The sequence below is a fragment of the Gemmobacter sp. genome, from assembly GCF_016792925.1.
Taxonomy (GTDB): domain Bacteria; phylum Pseudomonadota; class Alphaproteobacteria; order Rhodobacterales; family Rhodobacteraceae; genus Gemmobacter.
In genome coordinates, this window is sequence record NZ_JAEULU010000334.1 from 1 (window position 1) to 18,556 (window position 18,556).

General features: G+C 63.6%; 17 protein-coding genes and 1 tRNA gene. 11 read left to right on the forward strand and 7 right to left on the reverse strand.

Features of this window, described 5'->3' with window-relative positions; translation table 11 throughout:
- Nucleotides 1-349 precede the first annotated feature (349 nt).
- The 11 genes from JNN06_RS16515 to hsdR all read left to right on the forward strand — a co-directional run bounded on the left by JNN06_RS16515 (nucleotide 350) and on the right by hsdR (nucleotide 14,179).
- Nucleotides 350-646, forward strand: coding sequence for a virulence factor (locus JNN06_RS16515; protein WP_291240688.1), 297 nt, complete (start codon nucleotides 350-352; stop codon nucleotides 644-646).
- 31 nt (nucleotides 647-677) lie between these two features.
- Nucleotides 678-1,598 (forward strand): methylenetetrahydrofolate reductase, encoded by a 921-nt coding sequence (locus JNN06_RS16520; protein WP_291240689.1) that lies wholly within the window; start codon nucleotides 678-680, stop codon nucleotides 1,596-1,598.
- Between the two features lie 12 nt (nucleotides 1,599-1,610).
- Nucleotides 1,611-2,591: a methyltetrahydrofolate cobalamin methyltransferase gene (locus JNN06_RS16525; protein WP_291240690.1), complete on the forward strand. Its 981-nt coding sequence runs from the start codon at nucleotides 1,611-1,613 to the stop codon at nucleotides 2,589-2,591.
- A gap of 236 nt (nucleotides 2,592-2,827) precedes the next feature.
- A complete protein-coding gene (locus JNN06_RS16530) occupies nucleotides 2,828-5,278 on the forward strand; it encodes a calcium-binding protein (protein ID WP_291240691.1) in 2,451 nt (816 codons plus the stop codon).
- A 108-nt stretch (nucleotides 5,279-5,386) separates the two neighbouring features.
- Complete coding sequence (locus JNN06_RS16535) at nucleotides 5,387-5,797, forward strand: cupin domain-containing protein (protein ID WP_291240692.1); 411 nt, start codon at nucleotides 5,387-5,389, stop codon at nucleotides 5,795-5,797.
- A complete protein-coding gene (locus JNN06_RS16540; RefSeq protein WP_291240693.1) occupies nucleotides 5,794-7,860 on the forward strand; it encodes an ASKHA domain-containing protein in 2,067 nt (688 codons plus the stop codon). The genes JNN06_RS16535 and JNN06_RS16540 overlap by 4 nt, the downstream gene beginning before the upstream one ends.
- Before the next feature lie 120 nt (nucleotides 7,861-7,980).
- Nucleotides 7,981-8,523, forward strand: coding sequence for a fasciclin domain-containing protein (locus JNN06_RS16545; protein ID WP_291240694.1), 543 nt, complete (start codon nucleotides 7,981-7,983; stop codon nucleotides 8,521-8,523).
- Nucleotides 8,524-8,642: 119 nt separating this feature from the next.
- Nucleotides 8,643-8,716 (forward strand) — tRNA-Gly (locus tag JNN06_RS16550).
- Between the two features lie 452 nt (nucleotides 8,717-9,168).
- A complete protein-coding gene (locus JNN06_RS16555) occupies nucleotides 9,169-10,617 on the forward strand; it encodes an N-6 DNA methylase (protein WP_291240695.1) in 1,449 nt (482 codons plus the stop codon).
- Nucleotides 10,614-11,831, forward strand: a complete 1,218-nt coding sequence (locus JNN06_RS16560) for a restriction endonuclease subunit S (RefSeq protein ID WP_291240696.1) — start codon at nucleotides 10,614-10,616, stop codon at nucleotides 11,829-11,831. Before JNN06_RS16555 ends, JNN06_RS16560 begins: the two co-directional genes overlap by 4 nt.
- Before the next feature lie 14 nt (nucleotides 11,832-11,845).
- Nucleotides 11,846-14,179 carry an EcoAI/FtnUII family type I restriction enzme subunit R gene (gene hsdR / locus JNN06_RS16565; RefSeq protein ID WP_366812993.1) on the forward strand — a complete coding sequence of 778 codons (2,334 nt, stop codon included), beginning with the start codon at nucleotides 11,846-11,848 and terminating at the stop codon, nucleotides 14,177-14,179.
- Nucleotides 14,180-14,196: 17 nt separating this feature from the next.
- On the opposite strand, the gene JNN06_RS16570 is transcribed toward hsdR, so the two are convergent.
- From JNN06_RS16570 to JNN06_RS16600, 7 genes are all read right to left on the reverse strand, one after another.
- Nucleotides 14,197-14,631 carry a hypothetical protein gene (locus tag JNN06_RS16570; RefSeq protein WP_291240697.1) on the reverse strand — a complete coding sequence of 145 codons (435 nt, stop codon included), beginning with the start codon at nucleotides 14,629-14,631 and terminating at the stop codon, nucleotides 14,197-14,199.
- Entirely contained in the window at nucleotides 14,624-15,085 is a 462-nt protein-coding gene (locus JNN06_RS16575; protein ID WP_291240698.1) for a hypothetical protein, read from the reverse strand. Before JNN06_RS16575 ends, JNN06_RS16570 begins: the two co-directional genes overlap by 8 nt.
- Nucleotides 15,066-15,593 carry a hypothetical protein gene (locus tag JNN06_RS16580; RefSeq protein WP_291240699.1) on the reverse strand — a complete coding sequence of 176 codons (528 nt, stop codon included), beginning with the start codon at nucleotides 15,591-15,593 and terminating at the stop codon, nucleotides 15,066-15,068. The genes JNN06_RS16575 and JNN06_RS16580 overlap by 20 nt, the downstream gene beginning before the upstream one ends.
- A complete protein-coding gene (locus JNN06_RS16585; protein WP_291240700.1) occupies nucleotides 15,593-16,372 on the reverse strand; it encodes a hypothetical protein in 780 nt (259 codons plus the stop codon). Before JNN06_RS16585 ends, JNN06_RS16580 begins: the two co-directional genes overlap by 1 nt.
- A gap of 538 nt (nucleotides 16,373-16,910) precedes the next feature.
- Complete coding sequence (locus tag JNN06_RS16590; RefSeq protein WP_291240701.1) at nucleotides 16,911-17,492, reverse strand: hypothetical protein; 582 nt, start codon at nucleotides 17,490-17,492, stop codon at nucleotides 16,911-16,913.
- Nucleotides 17,489-17,959, reverse strand: a complete 471-nt coding sequence (locus JNN06_RS16595; RefSeq protein ID WP_291240702.1) for a hypothetical protein — start codon at nucleotides 17,957-17,959, stop codon at nucleotides 17,489-17,491. Before JNN06_RS16595 ends, JNN06_RS16590 begins: the two co-directional genes overlap by 4 nt.
- An 87-nt stretch (nucleotides 17,960-18,046) precedes the next feature.
- Nucleotides 18,047-18,556, reverse strand: a 510-nt coding sequence (locus JNN06_RS16600; RefSeq protein WP_291240703.1) for a hypothetical protein, incomplete at its 5' end; no start/stop codon positions are given.

An 18,556-nucleotide genomic window follows, 5' to 3' on the forward strand; every position in this document is an offset into this window, starting at 1 on the left:
GCGCCATTGCCCCGCAAATCGGTTCCCCCCGAATGACGGAGGCCAGTGCCTGCCCCGGCGGGTGCGAAGCGCCCGCCGATGGCGGGGCGGGCGCTGGCCGGCGGCCTTTGGGCCACCGGCATCTGGCGGCCCCCGCATCGCATGGCAAAGGCGATGGCCTTTGCCAAATCTTCGATGTTGCGAAAAACTCATGCAGAAGATGAATGTTTTTCCACCCATGCCCCCTCCCGTCCCGGTCCGGATCATCATATCAACGGCACGTCGCAACTCGCGCGGGACATGTCGAAAACCGACACCGGGCGCGTCGCATGCGGGCATAGAACGGAACATATCGAGGGGGAATCAACCGATGCCAGAGGTGACCATCGTCTATTGGCGCGACATCCCGGCCCAGGTCATTGTGGGCAAGGGGCGGCGCGGCGCCAAGGTGCAGCTGACCGAACGCTTTGAACAGGCGATCGACCGCTGCGCCATGAAGATCGGTGCCAAGGATGCCGACGCCTATCTGGCGGAATGGCGCAAGGCCCCCCCCTATGAGGTGGAAGGCGAACCCGAGGCCGTGGCGCAAGCCGAGGCCGCGCGGCTGGAAACCGAATTCGACACCGCGCGCCTCAAGGCGCTGATTGATGCCGAGGGCCGGGCGTGAGCCCCTGCCCCATAGCTACAGGATGACGCGCATGGCGCTGTTCAACTTCCGTCGTGATACCGCCCCCGCCGCAGGCAGCCCTGCCGAGGTGGAGGCCTTCCTCCCCGGCTTCTCGATGGAGGTGATGCCGCGCACCGCCGAGAAGGTCGAGGATTTCCGCGCCATCCTGCCGAAAGGCACCCGCGTCTATATCGCCCATATCGAGGGCACGCCCATCGAGGATATGGTGGGCACCGCCAAGCGCATCGCGGGCGAAGGCTTTGACGTGATGCCGCATTTCCCGGCCCGCATCATCAAGGATCGCGCCACGCTGGCCGACTGGATCAACCGCTACAAATCCGAGGCGGGCGTGAAACAGGCGCTGCTGCTGGGGGGGGGCGTAAACACCCCGGCGGGCGAATATGACAGCTCGATGCAGCTGATCGAGACCGGCCTGTTTGACGGGTTCGAGCGCCTGCATGTGGCAGGCCACCCCGAGGGCAACAAGGACATCGACAAGGACGGTGGCGATGCCATCGGGATGAAGGCCCTGAAATGGAAGCAGGATTTCGCCAATCGCTCGGATGCGAAAATGGCGATCGCGACCCAGTTCTGCTTTGAATCCGGCCCGGTGATCGACTGGGTGAACAAGATCAATGCGGCGGGCGTCTCGATCCCGGTGCATATCGGTGTGGCAGGCCCGGCCAAGCTGCAAACCATGATCAAATTCGCCATTGCCTGCGGCGTTGGCCCCTCGCTGCGCGTGCTGCAAAAGCGCGCCATGGATGTGACCAAGCTGCTCTTGCCCTATGAACCCACCGAATTCATCACCGACCTGGCCGCCCATAAGGCGAAAAATCCGGATTTCGGCATTGAATCGGTGCATTTCTTCCCGCTGGGTGGCATCAAGACCAATGCCCAATGGGCCACCGACCATGGCGGCGCCGCTGGCGTGCCCGCCGCTCAAGCATAAGGACCAAGACCCGTGACCCGGACCGTTATCGAATCCAAGACCAAAACCGTTGTCATCGGCTTTGACGAGCCCTTCTGCGTGATCGGCGAGCGCATCAACCCGACGGGCCGCAAAAAGCTGGCGGCCGAGCTGGAGATGGGCAATTACGACACCGTCATCAAGGACGCGCTGGAGCAGGTGGCCTGCGGCGCAACCGTGCTGGACGTGAACTCGGGCGCCGTTTTCACCAACAAGATGGCCGAAGATCCGCGCTATGCCGACAACAACTTTGTCGAGCCGCCGCTGATGAAGGCGCTGATCGAGATCATCCAGCAAACCGTCGACGTGCCGCTGTGCATCGACAGCTCGGTTCCGGGCGCGCTGGAAGCCGGTCTGATGGCCTGCGAGGGCCGCCCGCTGCTGAACTCGGTGACGGGCGAGGAAGAGCGGCTGGAACTGGTGCTGCCGCTGGTCAAGAAATACAATGTGCCGGTCGTGGCGATCTCGAACGACGACACCGGCATTTCGCCCGATCCGGATGTCCGTTTCGCCGTGGCGAAAAAGATCGTGGAGCGCGCCGCCGATTTCGGCATCCCGGCGCATGACATCGTGGTGGACCCGCTGGTGATGCCGGTGGGCGCGATGGCCTCGGCCGGGCAGCAGGTGTTCGCACTGGTGCGCCGCCTGCGCGAGGAGCTGGGCGTGAACACCACTTGCGGCGCCTCGAACATCTCCTTCGGCCTGCCGCATCGCCATGGCATCAACGCGGCCTTCCTGCCCATGGCCATCGGCGCGGGCATGACCAGCGCCATCATGAACCCGGTCCGTCAGGTGGAGATGGAGGCGATCCGCGCCGCCAACTTCCTGATGAACCACGATGCCAATGGCGGCGAATGGATCCGCTTCTCCAAGGTGATCGAGGCGGTGGAGCAAGGCGCCACCTTCGCCGAAGCCTCGGCTGCCGCCACCCAATCGGCGGGCGGTCGCCGTGGCGGGCGCCGCGGTCGCGGCTGATCCTTCCGACCCGCAAGCCAGACGCCCGCCCGCAAGGCGGGCGTTTCGCATTTCAGACCCTTGCCCAGTCGAACCGCGCGGATCGGGCCGTTGTTTCGCCCCAGACCGGCAATTGTTCATGGAATTGAGGCAAGCGGCACATTTCTGCCGTCATGCCTTCTCATTCCCACCACCCCTTGCCCGCAGAAACGCCTATGTGGCCGCCTCTGCGGCATTGCGAAGGCGGGTATTTGACCATGAGCGATCTGGGTGGCGTGAACATGATCCATATCCTTTGCTCGGCCGAGCTGGCCGCAGCGGAGGACCGGGCAAATGGCACTTATGAGGCCAATATCGCCGCCGATGCGCGTTATTACATGTGGCAGGGCGGCGAGCAGATCCTGCCCTTGGGCATGGATGGCAACCCGGAGGGCTTTGCCGCCGGCCTGCGCGCGGCGCTGCCGGGGGTGACCACGCTGCGCCTTTCCTTCAATGCCTATGCCTTTGACGAAACAGGCGCGCTGCACCCGCAATATGAACGCTTTCTCGCCGCCGCCGCCGCCGAGGGCTTTCAGCTGGTCTTCACCCATGCCGATGGCGGGCAGCAACGGCTGGGCGATGATCGCAGCCTCAGCAGTGCCGAGATCGCCGCCGCGCTGGCCGAGGATGTGCAGCCCCGCGCCCTCGCCGCGTGGGGGCAGATGATGGACTGGCTGGAGGCACACCCCGAGGTTGCCGCCGCCACCTGGGGCTTCGAGCTGGCCAATGAACCCGCCGCCTATGAGCGCGCGGTGGTGCTGGCGGCGCAAGGCACCAAAGGCGCGGTCGAGGCCCAGATGGTCGAGCTTTACGCCCGCCACATGGCCGAACTGGCGGCGCTGGTGCAAGACCGGGCCGAGGGGCGCATTCTGGTGGGCGGCTGGGGCTATTCGGCGCAATTCGACGATCTGGCCGAAGAACAGGTCGGCCACCAGTCGGCGCTGGATTTCCTGCGCGCAGCCATCGGCGAGGATCTGGTCTGGGCCGCCCATCTTTACCCCGGCTGGTTCGCCGATGACACGGTGAGCGACGCCGCAACCTATATCGCCGCGCTGGAACGGGCCTATGCCCCCTTGGGCGACGATGACATCCTGTTGACCGAAACCAGCCTTGCGGGCGATGCGATCAACGATTTCTCGGGCGAGACGGTGCCGACGCAATGGCTCTCGCGGATGCAGGAATGGTTCGCTGACAAGGGTATTGGCACCGGCTGGTTTTCGGGGGCCGAGGCCGGGGCCTCCAGCCTTGTCGCGGTCGATGGCGATGGCGATTTGCGCTATCTGCACCAGCACAGCCTTGCCTTTGCCCTCAACGCCTTTTCGCTGGATGATGCGCCCGCCGACCATGCGGGCGACGAGCAGGTGGCGCTGACCCTGCGCGAGGCGCAGCTGCGCAACGAAGACTATGATGGCGGCTATGCCATGGATGCAGTGCGGCAGGCGGGCTTCGGCTTTGGCCATGGCGGCAATGACACGCTGCGCGGGGCGGCGGCGGCCAACAACTTTCTGTACGGCGGCACCGGGCGGGATGACATGCAGGGCGCCGAGGCCGAGGATTTCCTGTTCGGTCAGGATGGCGGCGACCGTCTGGCCGGGAATGGCGGGGATGACCTGCTGTTCGGCGGGCGTGGCGCGGATCTCTTGCGCGGCGGGTCGGGCAGCGACACGCTGGAGGGCGGCTCCGGGGCCGATCGCATCGACGCCAGCGCGGGCCAGGACCTGATCACCGATTTCGATCAGGCCGGGGGCGACCGGCTGTATCTGGGCCGGGGCTATAGCGAATGGTCCGATCTTGCGGGCCGGATCAGCCGGGCGGCGGTGAATGGCAGCGCGATGGATGATCTGGTGATCACCCATGCCGATGGCAGCACCACCACGCTGCTGGATGCCGCAGGGCATTTCAGCGCTGCGGGGCTGGTATTCGCAGGCATCACCTCGCGGGTGGATGGCAGCGCCGGGGCCGATCTGATCGCGGCGGGCTGGGAGGATATGGATGGCCAGGTCTTTGCCGGGGCGCAGGTGCGGGCGGCGGCGGGCGATGGCGCCGATACGGTGATCGGCAGCGCCCGGGCCGAATGGCTGGCGGGCGAGAATGGCCATGACCGCCTGCTGGGCGACGCGGGCAGCGACACGCTGCAAGGCGGCACGGGCAATGACCTGCTGCGCGGTGGCACGGGACATGATGTGCTGGTGGGGGGCGCAGGGCGGGATGTGCTGCGCGGCGACGACGGGCAGGACATCTTGCAGGGCGGCGCGGGCCAGGACCGGTTGCTGGGCGGCGCGGGCGATGACCGGCTGCGGGCCGAAACCGGGCGCGACTGGCTGTTTGGCGGCGAGGGCGATGACCATCTGAACAGCGGGGCCGAGCGGTGCGTGCTGCGCGGTGGCGCCGGTGACGACATGCTCTTTGCCAATATCCGTGCCGCCGGACAGGACCTGCGCGGCGGCAGCGGCGCCGACAGCTTTGTCTTTCTGGGCGCAGGCGGCGGGCCCGACACGCGCTCGGTGATCCGCGATTTCACGCTGGGCGAGGATCACCTGCTGCTGGGCACCCGCAGCCTCGACCTCGAAGACCTGCCGGGCAGCCTGCGCCTGCGCGAGGTCGAGGCCGGAACGCTGCTGATCCTGGCCGATGGCGATGCCATTCTGTTGCAGGATGTGTTCCTTTGACGGTGGCCACGCCGCTTCCCGGGCGATAAATGCCGCGAACAGGCATTGCGCCTGCGGCGCCGCAGCCTAGAAAGAGCGCAACAGGACAGGCAAACCAAAGGCTCCCCCATGCGGCACGCCCTCTCGGTTGACGCAAGCAACCTGCCCGACCATGGTTGGGACGATCCGGCACGGGGCACCCTGCGCTGGAAAACACTGCATTCGGGTGATGTCACAGGGTCGAACAGTCTGGTTTGCGGCATTGCCATGATGCAGGCAGGCGATCATTTCGCGCTGCACCGCCATGCCCAGCCCGAGGTCTATTTCGGTCTGGAGGGCGAGGGAATCGTGATGATCGACGGCCAGCCGCACCGGCTTGCGCCCGGCATCGCGCTTTTCGTGCCCGGCAATGCGCTGCATGGCGTGCCCGAGGTGGCCGCCCCCCTGCGCTGGTTCTATACCTTTGCCTGCGACAGTTTTGACCAGATCCACTATGAATTCGCGCCCCAGCCGGGAGCCGCAGACGTGAGGCAGCCATGACCCCCGCCACCCAGCCCAAAGAGGCCCCGCAGACCACTGCTGAAGAGGCGCTGGTGATCTTTACCCCCTCGGGCAAGCGCGGGCGTTTCGCGCTTGGCACGCCGGTCTTGCAGGCGGCGCGGGCGCTTGGCGTCGATCTGGATTCGGTCTGCGGCGGGCGGGGCATCTGCTCGAAATGCCAGATCACGCCGGGCTATGGCGAGTTTCCGAAATTCGGCATTAATGTCGATGACGAGGCGCTGACCGAATGGAACGCGGTCGAGGAGCGGTACAAATCCAAGCGCGGCATGATCGACGGGCGCCGCTTGGGCTGTCAGGCCAAGGTGATGGGCGATGTGGTCATCGACGTGCCGCCGGAAAGCCAGGTGCATAAGCAGGTGATCCGCAAATCCGCCACCGAACGCGTGATCGCGATGGACCCGGCCACCCGCGCCTTGTTCATCGAGGTGGCCGAACCCGACATGCACGAACCCACCGGCGATTTTGAACGCGTGAAACGCGCGCTGGCAGATCAATGGGGCGTGGGTGAGGTGACCGCCGATCTGTCGATCCTGCGGCGCTTGCAACCCGTGCTGCGCAAGGGCGAATGGAAGATCACCGTGGCGCTGCACAGGGGCAACCACGATCAGGCGGCGCGCATTCTCGACATCTGGCCGGGCTTCCACGAGGGCGGGCTTTATGGCCTGGCCATCGACCTCGGCTCTACCACCATCGCCGCGCATCTGTGCGACCTGCGCGATGGCAAGGTGCTGGCCTCCAGCGGGTTGATGAACCCGCAAATCCGCTTTGGCGAAGACCTGATGAGCCGGGTGTCCTATGCGATGATGAACCCCGGCGGCGATGTGGAGATGACCCGCGCCGTGCGCGAGGCCATCGACGCGCTGGCCGCCAGCATCGCGACCGAGGCGGGCATCGCACAGGCGGAAATCTATGAGATCGTCTTTGTCTGCAACCCGGTGATGCACCACCTTCTGCTGGGGATTGATCCGGTCGAGCTGGGTCAGGCCCCCTTTGCCCTGGCCACCAGCGGCAGTATGGCCCTGCCCGCCCGCGATCTGAACCTCAGCCATGTCAGCCCCGCCGCGCAGGTCTATGTGCTGCCCTGCATCGCGGGCCATGTCGGCGCCGATGCCGCCGCCGTGGCGCTGTCGGAAGAGCCGGGCAAGTCGGAGGACATGGTGCTGATCGTCGATGTCGGCACCAATGCCGAGATCCTTCTGGGCAACAAGACCCGCGTGCTGGCTTGCTCCAGCCCCACCGGCCCGGCCTTCGAGGGCGCGCAGATCAGTTCGGGCCAGCGCGCCGCCCCCGGCGCCATCGAGCGGGTCGAGATCGACCCGGTGACCAAGGAACCCCGCTTCCGGGTGATCGGGTCGGACCTGTGGTCGGATGATCCGGGCTTTGAGGCGGCGATCAAGGGCTCGGGCATCACCGGCATTTGCGGCTCGGGCATCATCGAGGCCGTGGCCGAGATGCGCATGGCCGGGATCGTCGATCCTTCGGGCCTGATCGGGTCGGCCGATCAGGTTGGCACCGCGCGCAGCCAGCCCGAGGGCCGCACCCATGCCTATCTGCTGCATGATGGCAGCGCCACCGGCGGGCCGGTGATCCGGGTCACGCAGGGCGACATCCGCGCCATTCAACTGGCGAAATCGGCGCTTTATGCCGGGGCGCGCCTGCTGATGGATGAAATGGGCGTGGAGACGGTGGACCGCGTGACGCTGGCCGGTGCCTTTGGCGCCCATATCAGCCCGAAACACGCCATGGTTCTGGGCATGATCCCCGATGCGCCGCTGGACAAGGTGACCAGCGCGGGCAATGCCGCAGGCACCGGCGCCCGCATCGCCCTGCTGAACCGGGCCGCCCGCGACGCGATCGAGGCCACGGTGCATGACATCCACAAGATCGAAACCGCCATCGAGCCGCGCTTCCAGGAGCATTTCGTGAATGCGAATGCCATTCCCCACGCCACCGATGCCTTCCCGCATCTGTCCGGCGTGGTGACCCTGCCCGAGGCGAATTACAACCTCAACAGCGGCGAGGGCCGCCGCCGCCGCCGCTGATCGCTGCGCGCGATCACGAAACATCACAGGCGCGTGTGCCGGGCAATCCATCCGCCCGGCCCCGCCGTATCCCTTGCAATCCAGTCGGGAACGGCCCGGCGGATCATAGGGAGAACCACCATGAAAGCCTTCGCACTCGCCACCGCTTTCGCGCTGACCACCACCGCCGCTTTCGCCGCCAACCCCGAAGTCGGTGGCGCGCCGATGTTCGAGGACAAGAACATTGTCGAGAATGCCGTGAACTCGAAGGATCACACCACGCTCGTGGCCGCCGTGCAGGCCGCCGGTCTGGTGGAAACCCTGTCGGGCAAAGGCCCCTTCACCGTCTTCGCCCCCACCAATGCCGCCTTCGAGGCCCTGCCCGCTGGCACTGTGGACACCCTGCTGAAGCCGGAAAACAAGGATCAGCTGGTGAAGATCCTCACCTGCCATGTCGTCGCCGCAGAGGCGATGTCGGCTGCCATCGACAAGATGATCGCCGATGACAAGGGCATGCACCCGGTGAAAACCGTGGGCGGCTGCGAATTCACCGCGATGAAGGATGGCGACAAGATCCAGATCAAGGATGGTCAGGAGCGCGTGGCCACCGTGACCATCGCCGATGTGAAGCAATCGAACGGCGTGATCCACGTCATCGACTCGGTCCTGCTGCCCGCCATGTAAGCGGATCACCTGTCCTGCATATCGGCCAAAGCCCCCCGGCCGGTATGCAGCAAGCGGTGCAGGATTTTGCGCCTGCACCGCTTGACCCTGCCCCGGCTTTCCCCTAAATCAGACGGCATGCGGGTGTAGCTCAATGGTAGAGCCGCAGCTTCCCAAGCTGATGACGAGGGTTCGATTCCCTTCACCCGCTCCAATCATCCTCGCAAGCTGTTGATTTCACTAAAAAATACTGAACTTGGTGATTGTGCTACCCCATCGGCTAGCCAACCACGAAGTTCCGAATTGCAACGCGGTTATACCGCTTTCAGCAGCGTTTTCGGCGCCTGCCGTCGCCTCTTTCGACTCAGCAGATGCGAAGTTAGCCCCCTTCAAGCTCCTCGAAACTCCCTATCTCCGCGATCCCCCTATGGGCGCTGACATTCTGTGGCCGTCATTTCATGAGCAATATGCGTAGCGGTTCGATGGTGGGATGCGGGCCAAGGTGTTGATGCGCGCCTGCCGCATACCCTCGGGGATGGTGGATGACGGGCGCGGCCCCGAGTGACAGACCGCCATTCCGCGCAGCCTGCAACGTCTTGCAACGAACGTCTTGCAACGTCAGTGCATCCATGGCTAGGAAAGGCGAAACGATCCGGGTGCGCCTTCATGTATGAAAATGCCTTCAACGCCATCGAAAAGGCCCTTCGCGCCGAAGAAGGTATCAGCAATGAGCTGGACTATGTTGAGCAAACCTCTTGGTTGCTCTTCCTGAAATACCTGCACGATCTGGAATCTGATCGCCGCGACCGTGCTGAGTTGGAGGGGCTGGATTACGCCCCGATCATCGACGGGCGCTTCCGCTGGGATCGCTGGGCGGCCCCAAAGCTCAATGGCGTCTTTGACCACAACGCCGCCATGACGGGCGATGATCTGGTGCGCTTTGTCGATCAGGAATTGTTCCCCCATCTGTCGCTGTTCCATGATCGCGCCACGGGGCCGGATACCATCGAATACAAGATCGGCGAGGTGTTCACCGAACTGCGTTCCAAGTTCCGCTCAGGCTATATCCTGCGCGATGTGCTGGAAATCGTAGATGGCCTGCAATTCAAGACGCAGGACGACAAGCACGAACTGTCATCGCTTTACGAAACCCGCATCCGCCGCATGGGCAATGCCGGGCGCAACGGCGGCGAATATTACACGCCCCGCCCGCTGATCCGCGCGATGACCAGGGTGGTGAACCCGCAGATCGGCGAGACGATCTATGATGGCGCGGTAGGTTCGGCGGGCTTCCTGTGCGAGGCCTATGACCACCTGCGCCGCCCCGATATGTCGGCCACCGATTACGAGACGCTGCAACGCCGAACCTTCTATGGGCAGGAAAAGAAGTCGCTCGCCTATGTCATCGGGATCATGAACATGGTCCTGCATGGGATCGAGGCCCCGAACATCGTCCACGCCAACACGCTGAATGAAAACGTGATGGACATACAGGAGAAGGACCGCCACGACATCATCCTTGCCAATCCGCCCTTTGGCGGTGGCGAGCGACGGGAGGTGCAGCAGAACTTCCCCATCAAGTCGGGTGAGACGGCATACCTGTTCCTGCAACACTTCATCCGCAAGCTGCGGGCCGGGGGGCGCGCGGCGGTGGTCATCAAGAACACCTTCCTGAGCAACACCGACAATGCCAGCGTGGCCCTGCGGCGCGAACTGCTGGAGGCGTGTAATCTGCACACCATCCTTGATTGCCCGCAGGGCACGTTTCAGGGGGCCGGGGTCAAGACGGTGGTGCTATTCTTCCAGAAGGGCGAACCCACGCGGCGCATCTGGTACTACCAGCTTGATCCGGGCCGCAGCATGGGCAAGACGAACCCGCTGAACGATGACGACATGGCCGAGTTTGTGGCGTTGCAGCGCGGATTCGTGACGGGGCCGAAGTCTTGGGTCGTGGACATGGCCGATGTGGACGCGGCGACCTTTGATCTGTCGGTGAAGAACCCCAACGCGCCAGAAGCCGAGGCGCTGTGCAGCCCGGAAGAGATCATCGACGCGATCCTTGCCCGCGATGCCGAGACGTCGGAAATCTTTGAGCGGATCAGGGGGCTGCTGTGAAGGCTGGGTGGCGGCTGGTTCCGCTGGAGGGCGTAGCTTCCTTCTTTAATGGCCTGTGGACTGGTAAGAAGGGGCCGTTCACAACTGCCAAGGTTATTCGCAACACGAACTTCCGCCCTCACGGGGTGCTTTCCTTCGACGATATTGCCGAAATCGAAGTTGAAGAACGACAACTGGAGAAGCGGCAACTTCAATTTGGCGACATCGTCATTGAGAAGTCTGGCGGCGGGCCCAAGCAAGCTGTGGGTCGAGTTGTTGCCTTTGAACTTGCAGATGATGGCTACTCGTTCAGCAACTTTACGAGCGCCATTCGCGTGAACGATCCTTCTCAGCTTCACTACCGGTTTTTGCTCCACGCTTTGAACTGGTGGTATGTATCGGGTGTGACCGAAAAGATTCAGTCCAACTCAACTGGTATCCGCAACCTCGACTTTGGAGCTTATAAGGCACTGCCTATCCCCCTCCCACCGCTGGACGAACAGAAACGGATAGTTGCTTTTCTGGATGAAGCCTTCGAGGGACTCTCCCGCGCCCGCGCCAACACCGAAGCCAACCTCGCAGACGCGCGGGAGTTGTTCAATCAGATGCGCAGTTCTTTCTTCTCGCAGCCATCACCGACTTGGGCAACACATATGCTTTCCGAAGTTTGTGAGAAAATAACTGATGGAACGCACCAGACTCCAAAATACTTCGAATCTGGACATGTTTTTCTGTCCTCTCGCAACGTGACTAGCGGTCGGATAGACTGGGAGAATGTTAAGTTCATTGACGACAGCCAGCATGTAGAGATGCAAAGGCGGGTGTCTCCTAGACGGGGAGATGTTCTCTTGGCGAAGAACGGGACCACCGGTGTTGGCGCGATAGTTGATCGAGATATAAGCTTTGACATTTATGTCAGTTTGGCACTGCTTCGGGCAAAGGCTGGTTTGCTTCCCGAACTCTTGCTTCATTTTATCAATTCGGCCGCCGCAAAACAGCAGTTTAATGGTCGGCTAAAGGGTTCCGGAGTTCCCAACCTCCACCTTAAGGAAATTCGTGAAGTCACTATTTCGTACCCAAAAGATGAAAACGAACAGCGGGATATTGTTGCTCGAATTGAGGAAGTCTTAGAGGCAAAAACAGAGATGGAGGCAGCCCTTCAAACTAAGCTACGATTGATTGACACTCTCCGCCAATCCCTCCTGCAAAAAGCCTTCTCAGGCGAACTGACCTGACCTAAGCTCGCCCCATGCTTGAGAACGAGACCGAATCCGACACCCGCGCCAACCGGATTGATCCGGTTTTGGCGGCCTCAGGCTGGACCACGGTTCCGGGGGCACGCGTACGGCGCGAGGTGATCTGCCCCGGTCGCATCCTGCCGGGGGGCAAGCGCGGGGATCGCCTGAGCGCCGATTACGTCCTGATCTACCGCGACCAGAAATTGGCGGTGATCGAGGCCAAGCGGGCGGGCCTTCCCCACACCACCGGCCTTGCCCAAGCCAGGGACTATGCCACCCGCCTGAAAGCCCGCCTCGCCTATGCCACCAATGGCCTCGGCTGGTACGAGGCCGATATGGCGACGGGGGCAGAAGGCGACGTGCAGCCCTTCCCGACGCCCGACAAGCTTTGGGATCGTTGCTTTGGCGATGCGAACCTCTGGCGGATGCGCTTTGGCGCGGTGCCGTTCGAGGTGGCGGGCGGCAAGTGGGAGCTTCGCTATTACCAGCACAACGCCATCAATGCCGTGCTGGAGGCCGTGGGCAAGGGCGACAAGCGCATCCTGCTGACGCTGGCAACGGGCACCGGCAAAACCTCTATCGCGTTCCAGATCGCATGGAAGCTGTTCCACGCCCGCTGGAACCTTTCGGGCGAACCGACCCGCCGCCCGCGCGTCCTGTTTCTGGCAGATCGCAACATTCTGGCCGATCAGGCGTATAACTCCTTCTCGGCCTTCCCGTCTGATGCCGTGGCGCGGATTGACCCCGACACGATCCGCAAGAAAGGCGGCGTACCGAAAAACGCCAGCATCTTCTTCACCATCTTCCAGACCTTCATGACAGAGGGGGGCATGACTGGCGGTGGCAAGCCAAGCTATGAGGCCTATCCGCCGGATTTCTTCGATTTCATCATCATCGACGAATGCCACCGGGGCGGCGCGAATGACGAAGGCAACTGGCGCGGGATCATGGATTACTTCGCCCCCGCCGTGCAGCTTGGCCTGACGGCCACGCCCCGCCGCAAACACAACGCCGACACCTACGCCTATTTCGGCGAGCCGGTCTATGTGTACTCCCTGCGCGAGGGGATTGAGGATGGCTTCCTGACCCCCTTCAAGGTGCGGCAGATGGCCAGCACGCTGGATGAATATGTCTGGGATGGGACGGATGAAATCATCGCGGGCGAGATCGAGAAAGACCGCTATACAGAGGCGGATTTCAACACCCGTATCGTGATCGAGGAGCGTGAGCGCAGCCGCGTGGCCGAGTTTATGGCGCAGATAGACCAGCGGCAAAAGACACTGGTGTTTTGCGCGACACAGGAACATGCGTTGCGCATCCGCGATTACATCAATCAGGTAAAGGCGAACCCCAGCCCGAACTATTGCCAGCGCGTGACGGCAGAAGACGGGAAGCTGGGTGAACTGCACTTGCGGGATTTTCAGGACAACGACAAGACGATCCCGACGATCCTGACCACCTCGCAAAAGCTCTCCACCGGGGTGGATGCGCGCAATGTCCGCAATATCGTGCTGATGCGCCCTGTGAGGTCAATGATCGAGTTTAAGCAGATCATTGGCCGGGGCACCCGCACCTATGACGGCAAGGATTACTTCACGATCTACGACTTTGTGAAAGCGCATGAAAACTTCAATGACCCCGAATGGGATGGCGAGCCGCTTCCGCCAGAAGGGGAACCTCCTCGCCCGCCGGGTCCGAAGGCTGAGCCAACAGACGAGCCGGAGCCGCCGGAGGGGGGCGGTGATGGAGGTGAAGGTGAGGGAAAGCCCAAGCTGATTATCCGGCTGGCAGATGGCAAGGAGCGGGCAATTCGCTACCTTGCGGCGACGACCTATTGGGGGCCGGATGGCAAGCCAATGTCGGCCCAGCAATTTCTAGATCGGCTGTTTGGCGATCTGTCCAAGATGATTGCCAGCGAGGATGATCTGCGCCGAGAATGGAGCAATCCAGAGAGCCGCGAACGCTTTGTGGCTGTTCTTGAACAGCAAGGCTATGACCCCGAAAAGCTCGCAGAGATGCGCCGTCTTGTTGATGCCCCGAATAGCGATCTGTTCGACGTGCTGGCCTACATCAGATTCTCGACTGAACCAAAAACCCGGACTGATCGGGCGGAAGCCGTGCGGGAGCAAGGGCTGGGCGATGCCGACATCAAGATGCGGGATTTCCTCCTGGGCGTGCTAAGCGCATATGAATCGGGCGGCGAAACAGAATTGGCGACCAGCAAGCTGGGAGGACTGCTGACTGCGCGCTATGGAACCTTGGCTGATGCAAAACTCGCGCTTGGGGAGATCGCCACTATTCGGAAAGCGTTCTTTGAGATCCAGCGGCAGATCTACCTGTCATGATCGCCTTTTGGCTCTCGTCACGCGTCTGAAAGATCGCCTGCAAGATCGGTCATAGCGGCCCGAAGCGCCGCCTCCATCGCGGCGCGGCTGCGGAGGTCGCGGGTCGCGCGGGCCGGAAGGCCAGTGAGTTCGCGGGTGATGACCGCGCACAGGAAATCCACGGCGGTCTCGGCTTCCTCGTCTGGGATCAGTTCCCGGTGCGCAACGGCCAATGCGAGTTCAGATGCCTCAGCACGGGCGTTGCGGGCGGCGGTGGCCGCCTGCGACAGCGTGGCGTCGCGGGCGCGTGCCTTGACGTCGGCTATGTAAGCCCCAACGCCTGCCACAAGGCCAATCTGGCCCGGTTGCGGCTTGTGCAGAACGCCGCGCGTGATAAGGTCGTCAATCTCCCCCGGCGCGGCACCGACGAGGCGGCAGAAGGCTTCCACGGTCAACAAGGTCTGCTCAGCCATGGACAGCCCCCAGCTTCTCCAACTGCGCCACCAGCTGGGCGCGGCCTCTTTCCGCTTGACCGGCGATCCCAGAGGCGGCGGCATGAAGCCTCGCCACATCTTTGTCGCCGCCCAGTTCGCCTGCAACGGTGGCAAGGTGGGCGAACTCGGCGGCCACGATCTGGGCAACGTAATCGACCGCGAGGGGCAATCGGGCAGCCCGCGCGGCACGGTATCGGGCGCTGGTGAACCGAGAACGCCGGGCAGACTTTGCGGCCTCGCGGCGCGGTAGGTGAAATGCAAGCGCGATCCTGAATGCTTGCCCGACCGACATGAAACGCCCGCGCCCATCAAATGGCGCCTCGTCAAAAAACAGCCCCGGTGGCGTTCCCGGAAATAGCTGTTTCGCGGTTGCCACGGCAATGCGCATCCGCAGCACAGGGTGGTTCTGAATCTTAGCGATCATGGCGATCATGGCCGTCTATTCTACTGAAATCGCCCGTCTTGATCGCATCGAGAGCTGTCAATCTCGCGATGTTGATCCGCTCCAGCGACGCGGCAAGCTCGTGTTTGAACGTGGCGGCGGCGGCGTGCGGAAGGTCCGACGAAAGACGCGCTGCCCGGAGGCGGCGGGCTGCGGCGGCTGCGATGGTTTCGACCGCCTCGATTGCGGCGCCCTGCTCAGTAAGAATATCGCGTCGCCGGGCAGTGGCCGCGCTGACGAGCGCCGCCTTCGCCGCATGGGATCGCGCGGCAGGGGTCGGTTCTGTCCCTGTTGCGCTGTCCTCCCGAAGGAACCGACAATATCCAGAAACCGCCGAAATGACGGAAACAAAGCCACGCTTCTTCCCCCGAGAAATGTAGCCGCCGCGCTGCAATTGCCGAAGACGCTCAGGATGAATTCCGAGGAGGCGCGCGACGTCTGCCAGCGGGGCATGGGCGCCATCAAGTTCTGGCGGATCATCCTGACGCTTCCCCGCCATCACGCGCCCCCAAAATGGCCGCGCTCCTCATCCGCCCATCGGCGAGCTTGAGCCGCCAATTCCGCAGACCGCGCAGACGCATCACCTCCGAGACCAACCGCAACTGGCCCGGCAGGCCCGCCAGACGCAAATGCCCCGACACGTGGGGTTGTTGCAGCGATGGCTTTCGCCCAGACGTCCTCGGAAGCGGCTTTGCCCTGCAACACCGGCTGGTGCCCGAAGTCGCCTGCCTCCGCTGATCGTTCGGCAAGACTTGGGTAAGTTCGGGTTTCTGCCTTAGGCACTCCTTCCAGCGCCACGGCGGCGGTCGCTAGGTCCACGCTGGTGTCGAGCGCAAGAGCGAGCGCCGTGCGGTCGCGGCCCTTGGCCTCCTCGCAGTTCAGGATCGCGTGGATGCGGGCGCGCTCGGCCTGCTGCGCTTCCGAACCGAAGTGGGCCGTTGCGGGAAGTGCGGCAACGGGGCCAGCCGGGTCAATTGGCAAAGTCGCCAAGACCGCGCGGGCTGCCTCCGCGTCCACAGGCCCGGCCAGAGCCAGCCGAAGGGCCGCATTGGCGCGGCCCATGGTGGTCCCGACTGCGACCACGGACGCGATGCGTTTCCGCTCGCCAAGCGCCTCGGCGCTGGCCTGCGCCTTCGCGGCGGCCTCTGCGGCGGCTGCGGCCTCGGCCCGAATCTCCCCCTCGATCCGTGCGACGGCGGCACGGCGCTGAACGACGTTCAGGCCATCCATGCGCGCCGCGCGGCGATGGGCTTCGGCTTTGATTTCCTCGGGCGTCATGCGTCGTCCTCTGTGGTCGGGTTGGCGATGGTCGGGCTGATCGCGGCGGCGGCGCGGCCCATGAGGTGCCGGACAAGGTCGGGCCGGGCCGGGCGATGCGTAGCCTGCGCGTCTTGCAAATTGGTTCGACGGGTTCGCGGGTCAGGGGTGTGGATTTGGGGGACGGTCATGGCGTTTCACAAGCAAAATTGAAATTTCAGGATGCGGAAAACGGCCAGAACCGGGGCCGGTTTACCGCCGCCTCTGGGGGGTGCCTTGGTAGGGTCCCTAAACGGGTGGCGCCCTCGCCTGCCCCTCTGGGCTGGCCTCGGAGCGCGCCTGCTGCGTGCCCGCTGCACACCACAGGCCACGCTCAGCGTCCCTCCTGCACTCTCTCCGTGGCCCTGTGGTGGTGGGGCGGTGTTGATCGCACCGCCCCACCTGCCCGCACCGCCCCTGTCGCGGGAGGCTGGCGGGCGTGGTCGGGGCGCAAGGCATGACGGGAGGAGCGGCCCGCCTGCCCGTGACGCTGAAGCAAAGCGCTGCGCCCCAATCTTGATCAACCGGGTAAGCTAGCGTCGTCGGCCAGCAGCGCAATCGCGGGCGCGTCGGCCCGGCGCGAAACGGAAAGCCCAGATTCCTGCATTTGGCGCACGAGTTGCTCCTCGACGAGATGAAGATGCAAGAGCTCGGCCTGCGCGGCGCTGATCCGCTCGGCTCGTTCATCGGATTTCAGGGCTTCGCGGCCCGCCACGAGGTCCCCGAGTTGCCCGGCGATCACCTCGCGCAGCCTATCGCGCCCCACGAAGAACAAAATACCGACAAGCATCTCGACATCGGGTCGGGTGTTCGGCGTGATCTCGCCCGGCATCCGCAAGATTTCAGTTTCAAGGCTGGGAGCTGGGTTCCGACTGTCCAGCAGACGATGGATCGGGAGGCGGTCGATTGCTGCGGTCGCGGCCTCGTCCGCCCACGCATCGAAAAGCGACAAGGCTTCCGCAACCGGGCGCGGCGCGCTGCGCAGGACCTCGATTTCCCGAACTTTCTCGGCGATTTCGGCACGGACGTGATCGAGGGCATCATATCCGGCAGCCATCGCGGTGCGCTGTTTCGTGAAGCTTTTCAGGATGTCGCGGATCATGCCCGGCCCCCATCGACGCCTGCCGGAATCGCAAGGCCATGGTCGCGGGCGAAGCTCAGACCGGCCTTCAAATTTGACCGGGCGATAGCGGCGGCTGAGGCGGCCTCGCCAAGCTCGCTTTCGGTTTCGGAAATTCGCGAGGCGATCATCGCGATCTCGGCATCAAGCTCGGCGAGTTGGGGCGCGGCTGATCCTGCGCGGGGGTCTTGTGATATCCGGCCCCGCAAGTGCCCGGCGCGCTGGCGGGCGTCATCGCGCTTGGCGCGCATGTCGGCCAACTGATCTGCAAGGCCCGCGCGAATGGCGGCGGTCTGCCGGGCGATGCGGTCGAGTGCGGTAATTCGGTCGGAAGTTACCGTGACGCCCTCAACTCTCATCGTCGAGGGCCGGACCTCGACCTGCGGCGCGGGCGGCGTGGCATTGCCGCCCTGCGCGATGGTGGCGAATTTTTGGAAGGGGTCGCTCATGGCAGGCCTCATTGTGACGCAATACCCATATATTCCGCCCGCCGCCAAATCCGCTGCCGCATCAAATTTGGCGGCTGGGCGATCCGGTCACTCGGACAGGATTGTGACCATGCGTTCAACCGATCCGGGGACCGCTACCTCCAAGCGGAAAATGCGACAGAAACAAGCCCGCACCGTGTCACCGGCAGGTGCAGTAGGTCGGCTTCTGTCGAGATGCCATCCACCCGACTGATACCACGAAAGCGCAGCGAGCATTGCCCGCGCCGCCTGACGGTCTGTCATCGCGCGCCATTCAGAATGGGCCTTTCTGGCCTGCCGTAGCAGCGCATTCCGTTGGCGGATGGCGATAGCATACCCGGGCGACAAGCCGCCCGGCCCGACGGGCACAATGCCAAGTATTTGACCAATATTACGGCTTCGCCCGACTTCGTTGGTTTCACGCCGAAGAATAACCTCCCCCACCTCGCGCAGTCGTTCGGCATATGCGCGCACTTGTGGATCAGGTGCCATTCGCAGCCACTCCACCGCAGCAAAGTGGACGTCGAGAACCTCGTCGGCTGTCAGGCCGCGTAGCGCTTCTGGCCCATCTGGGGCATC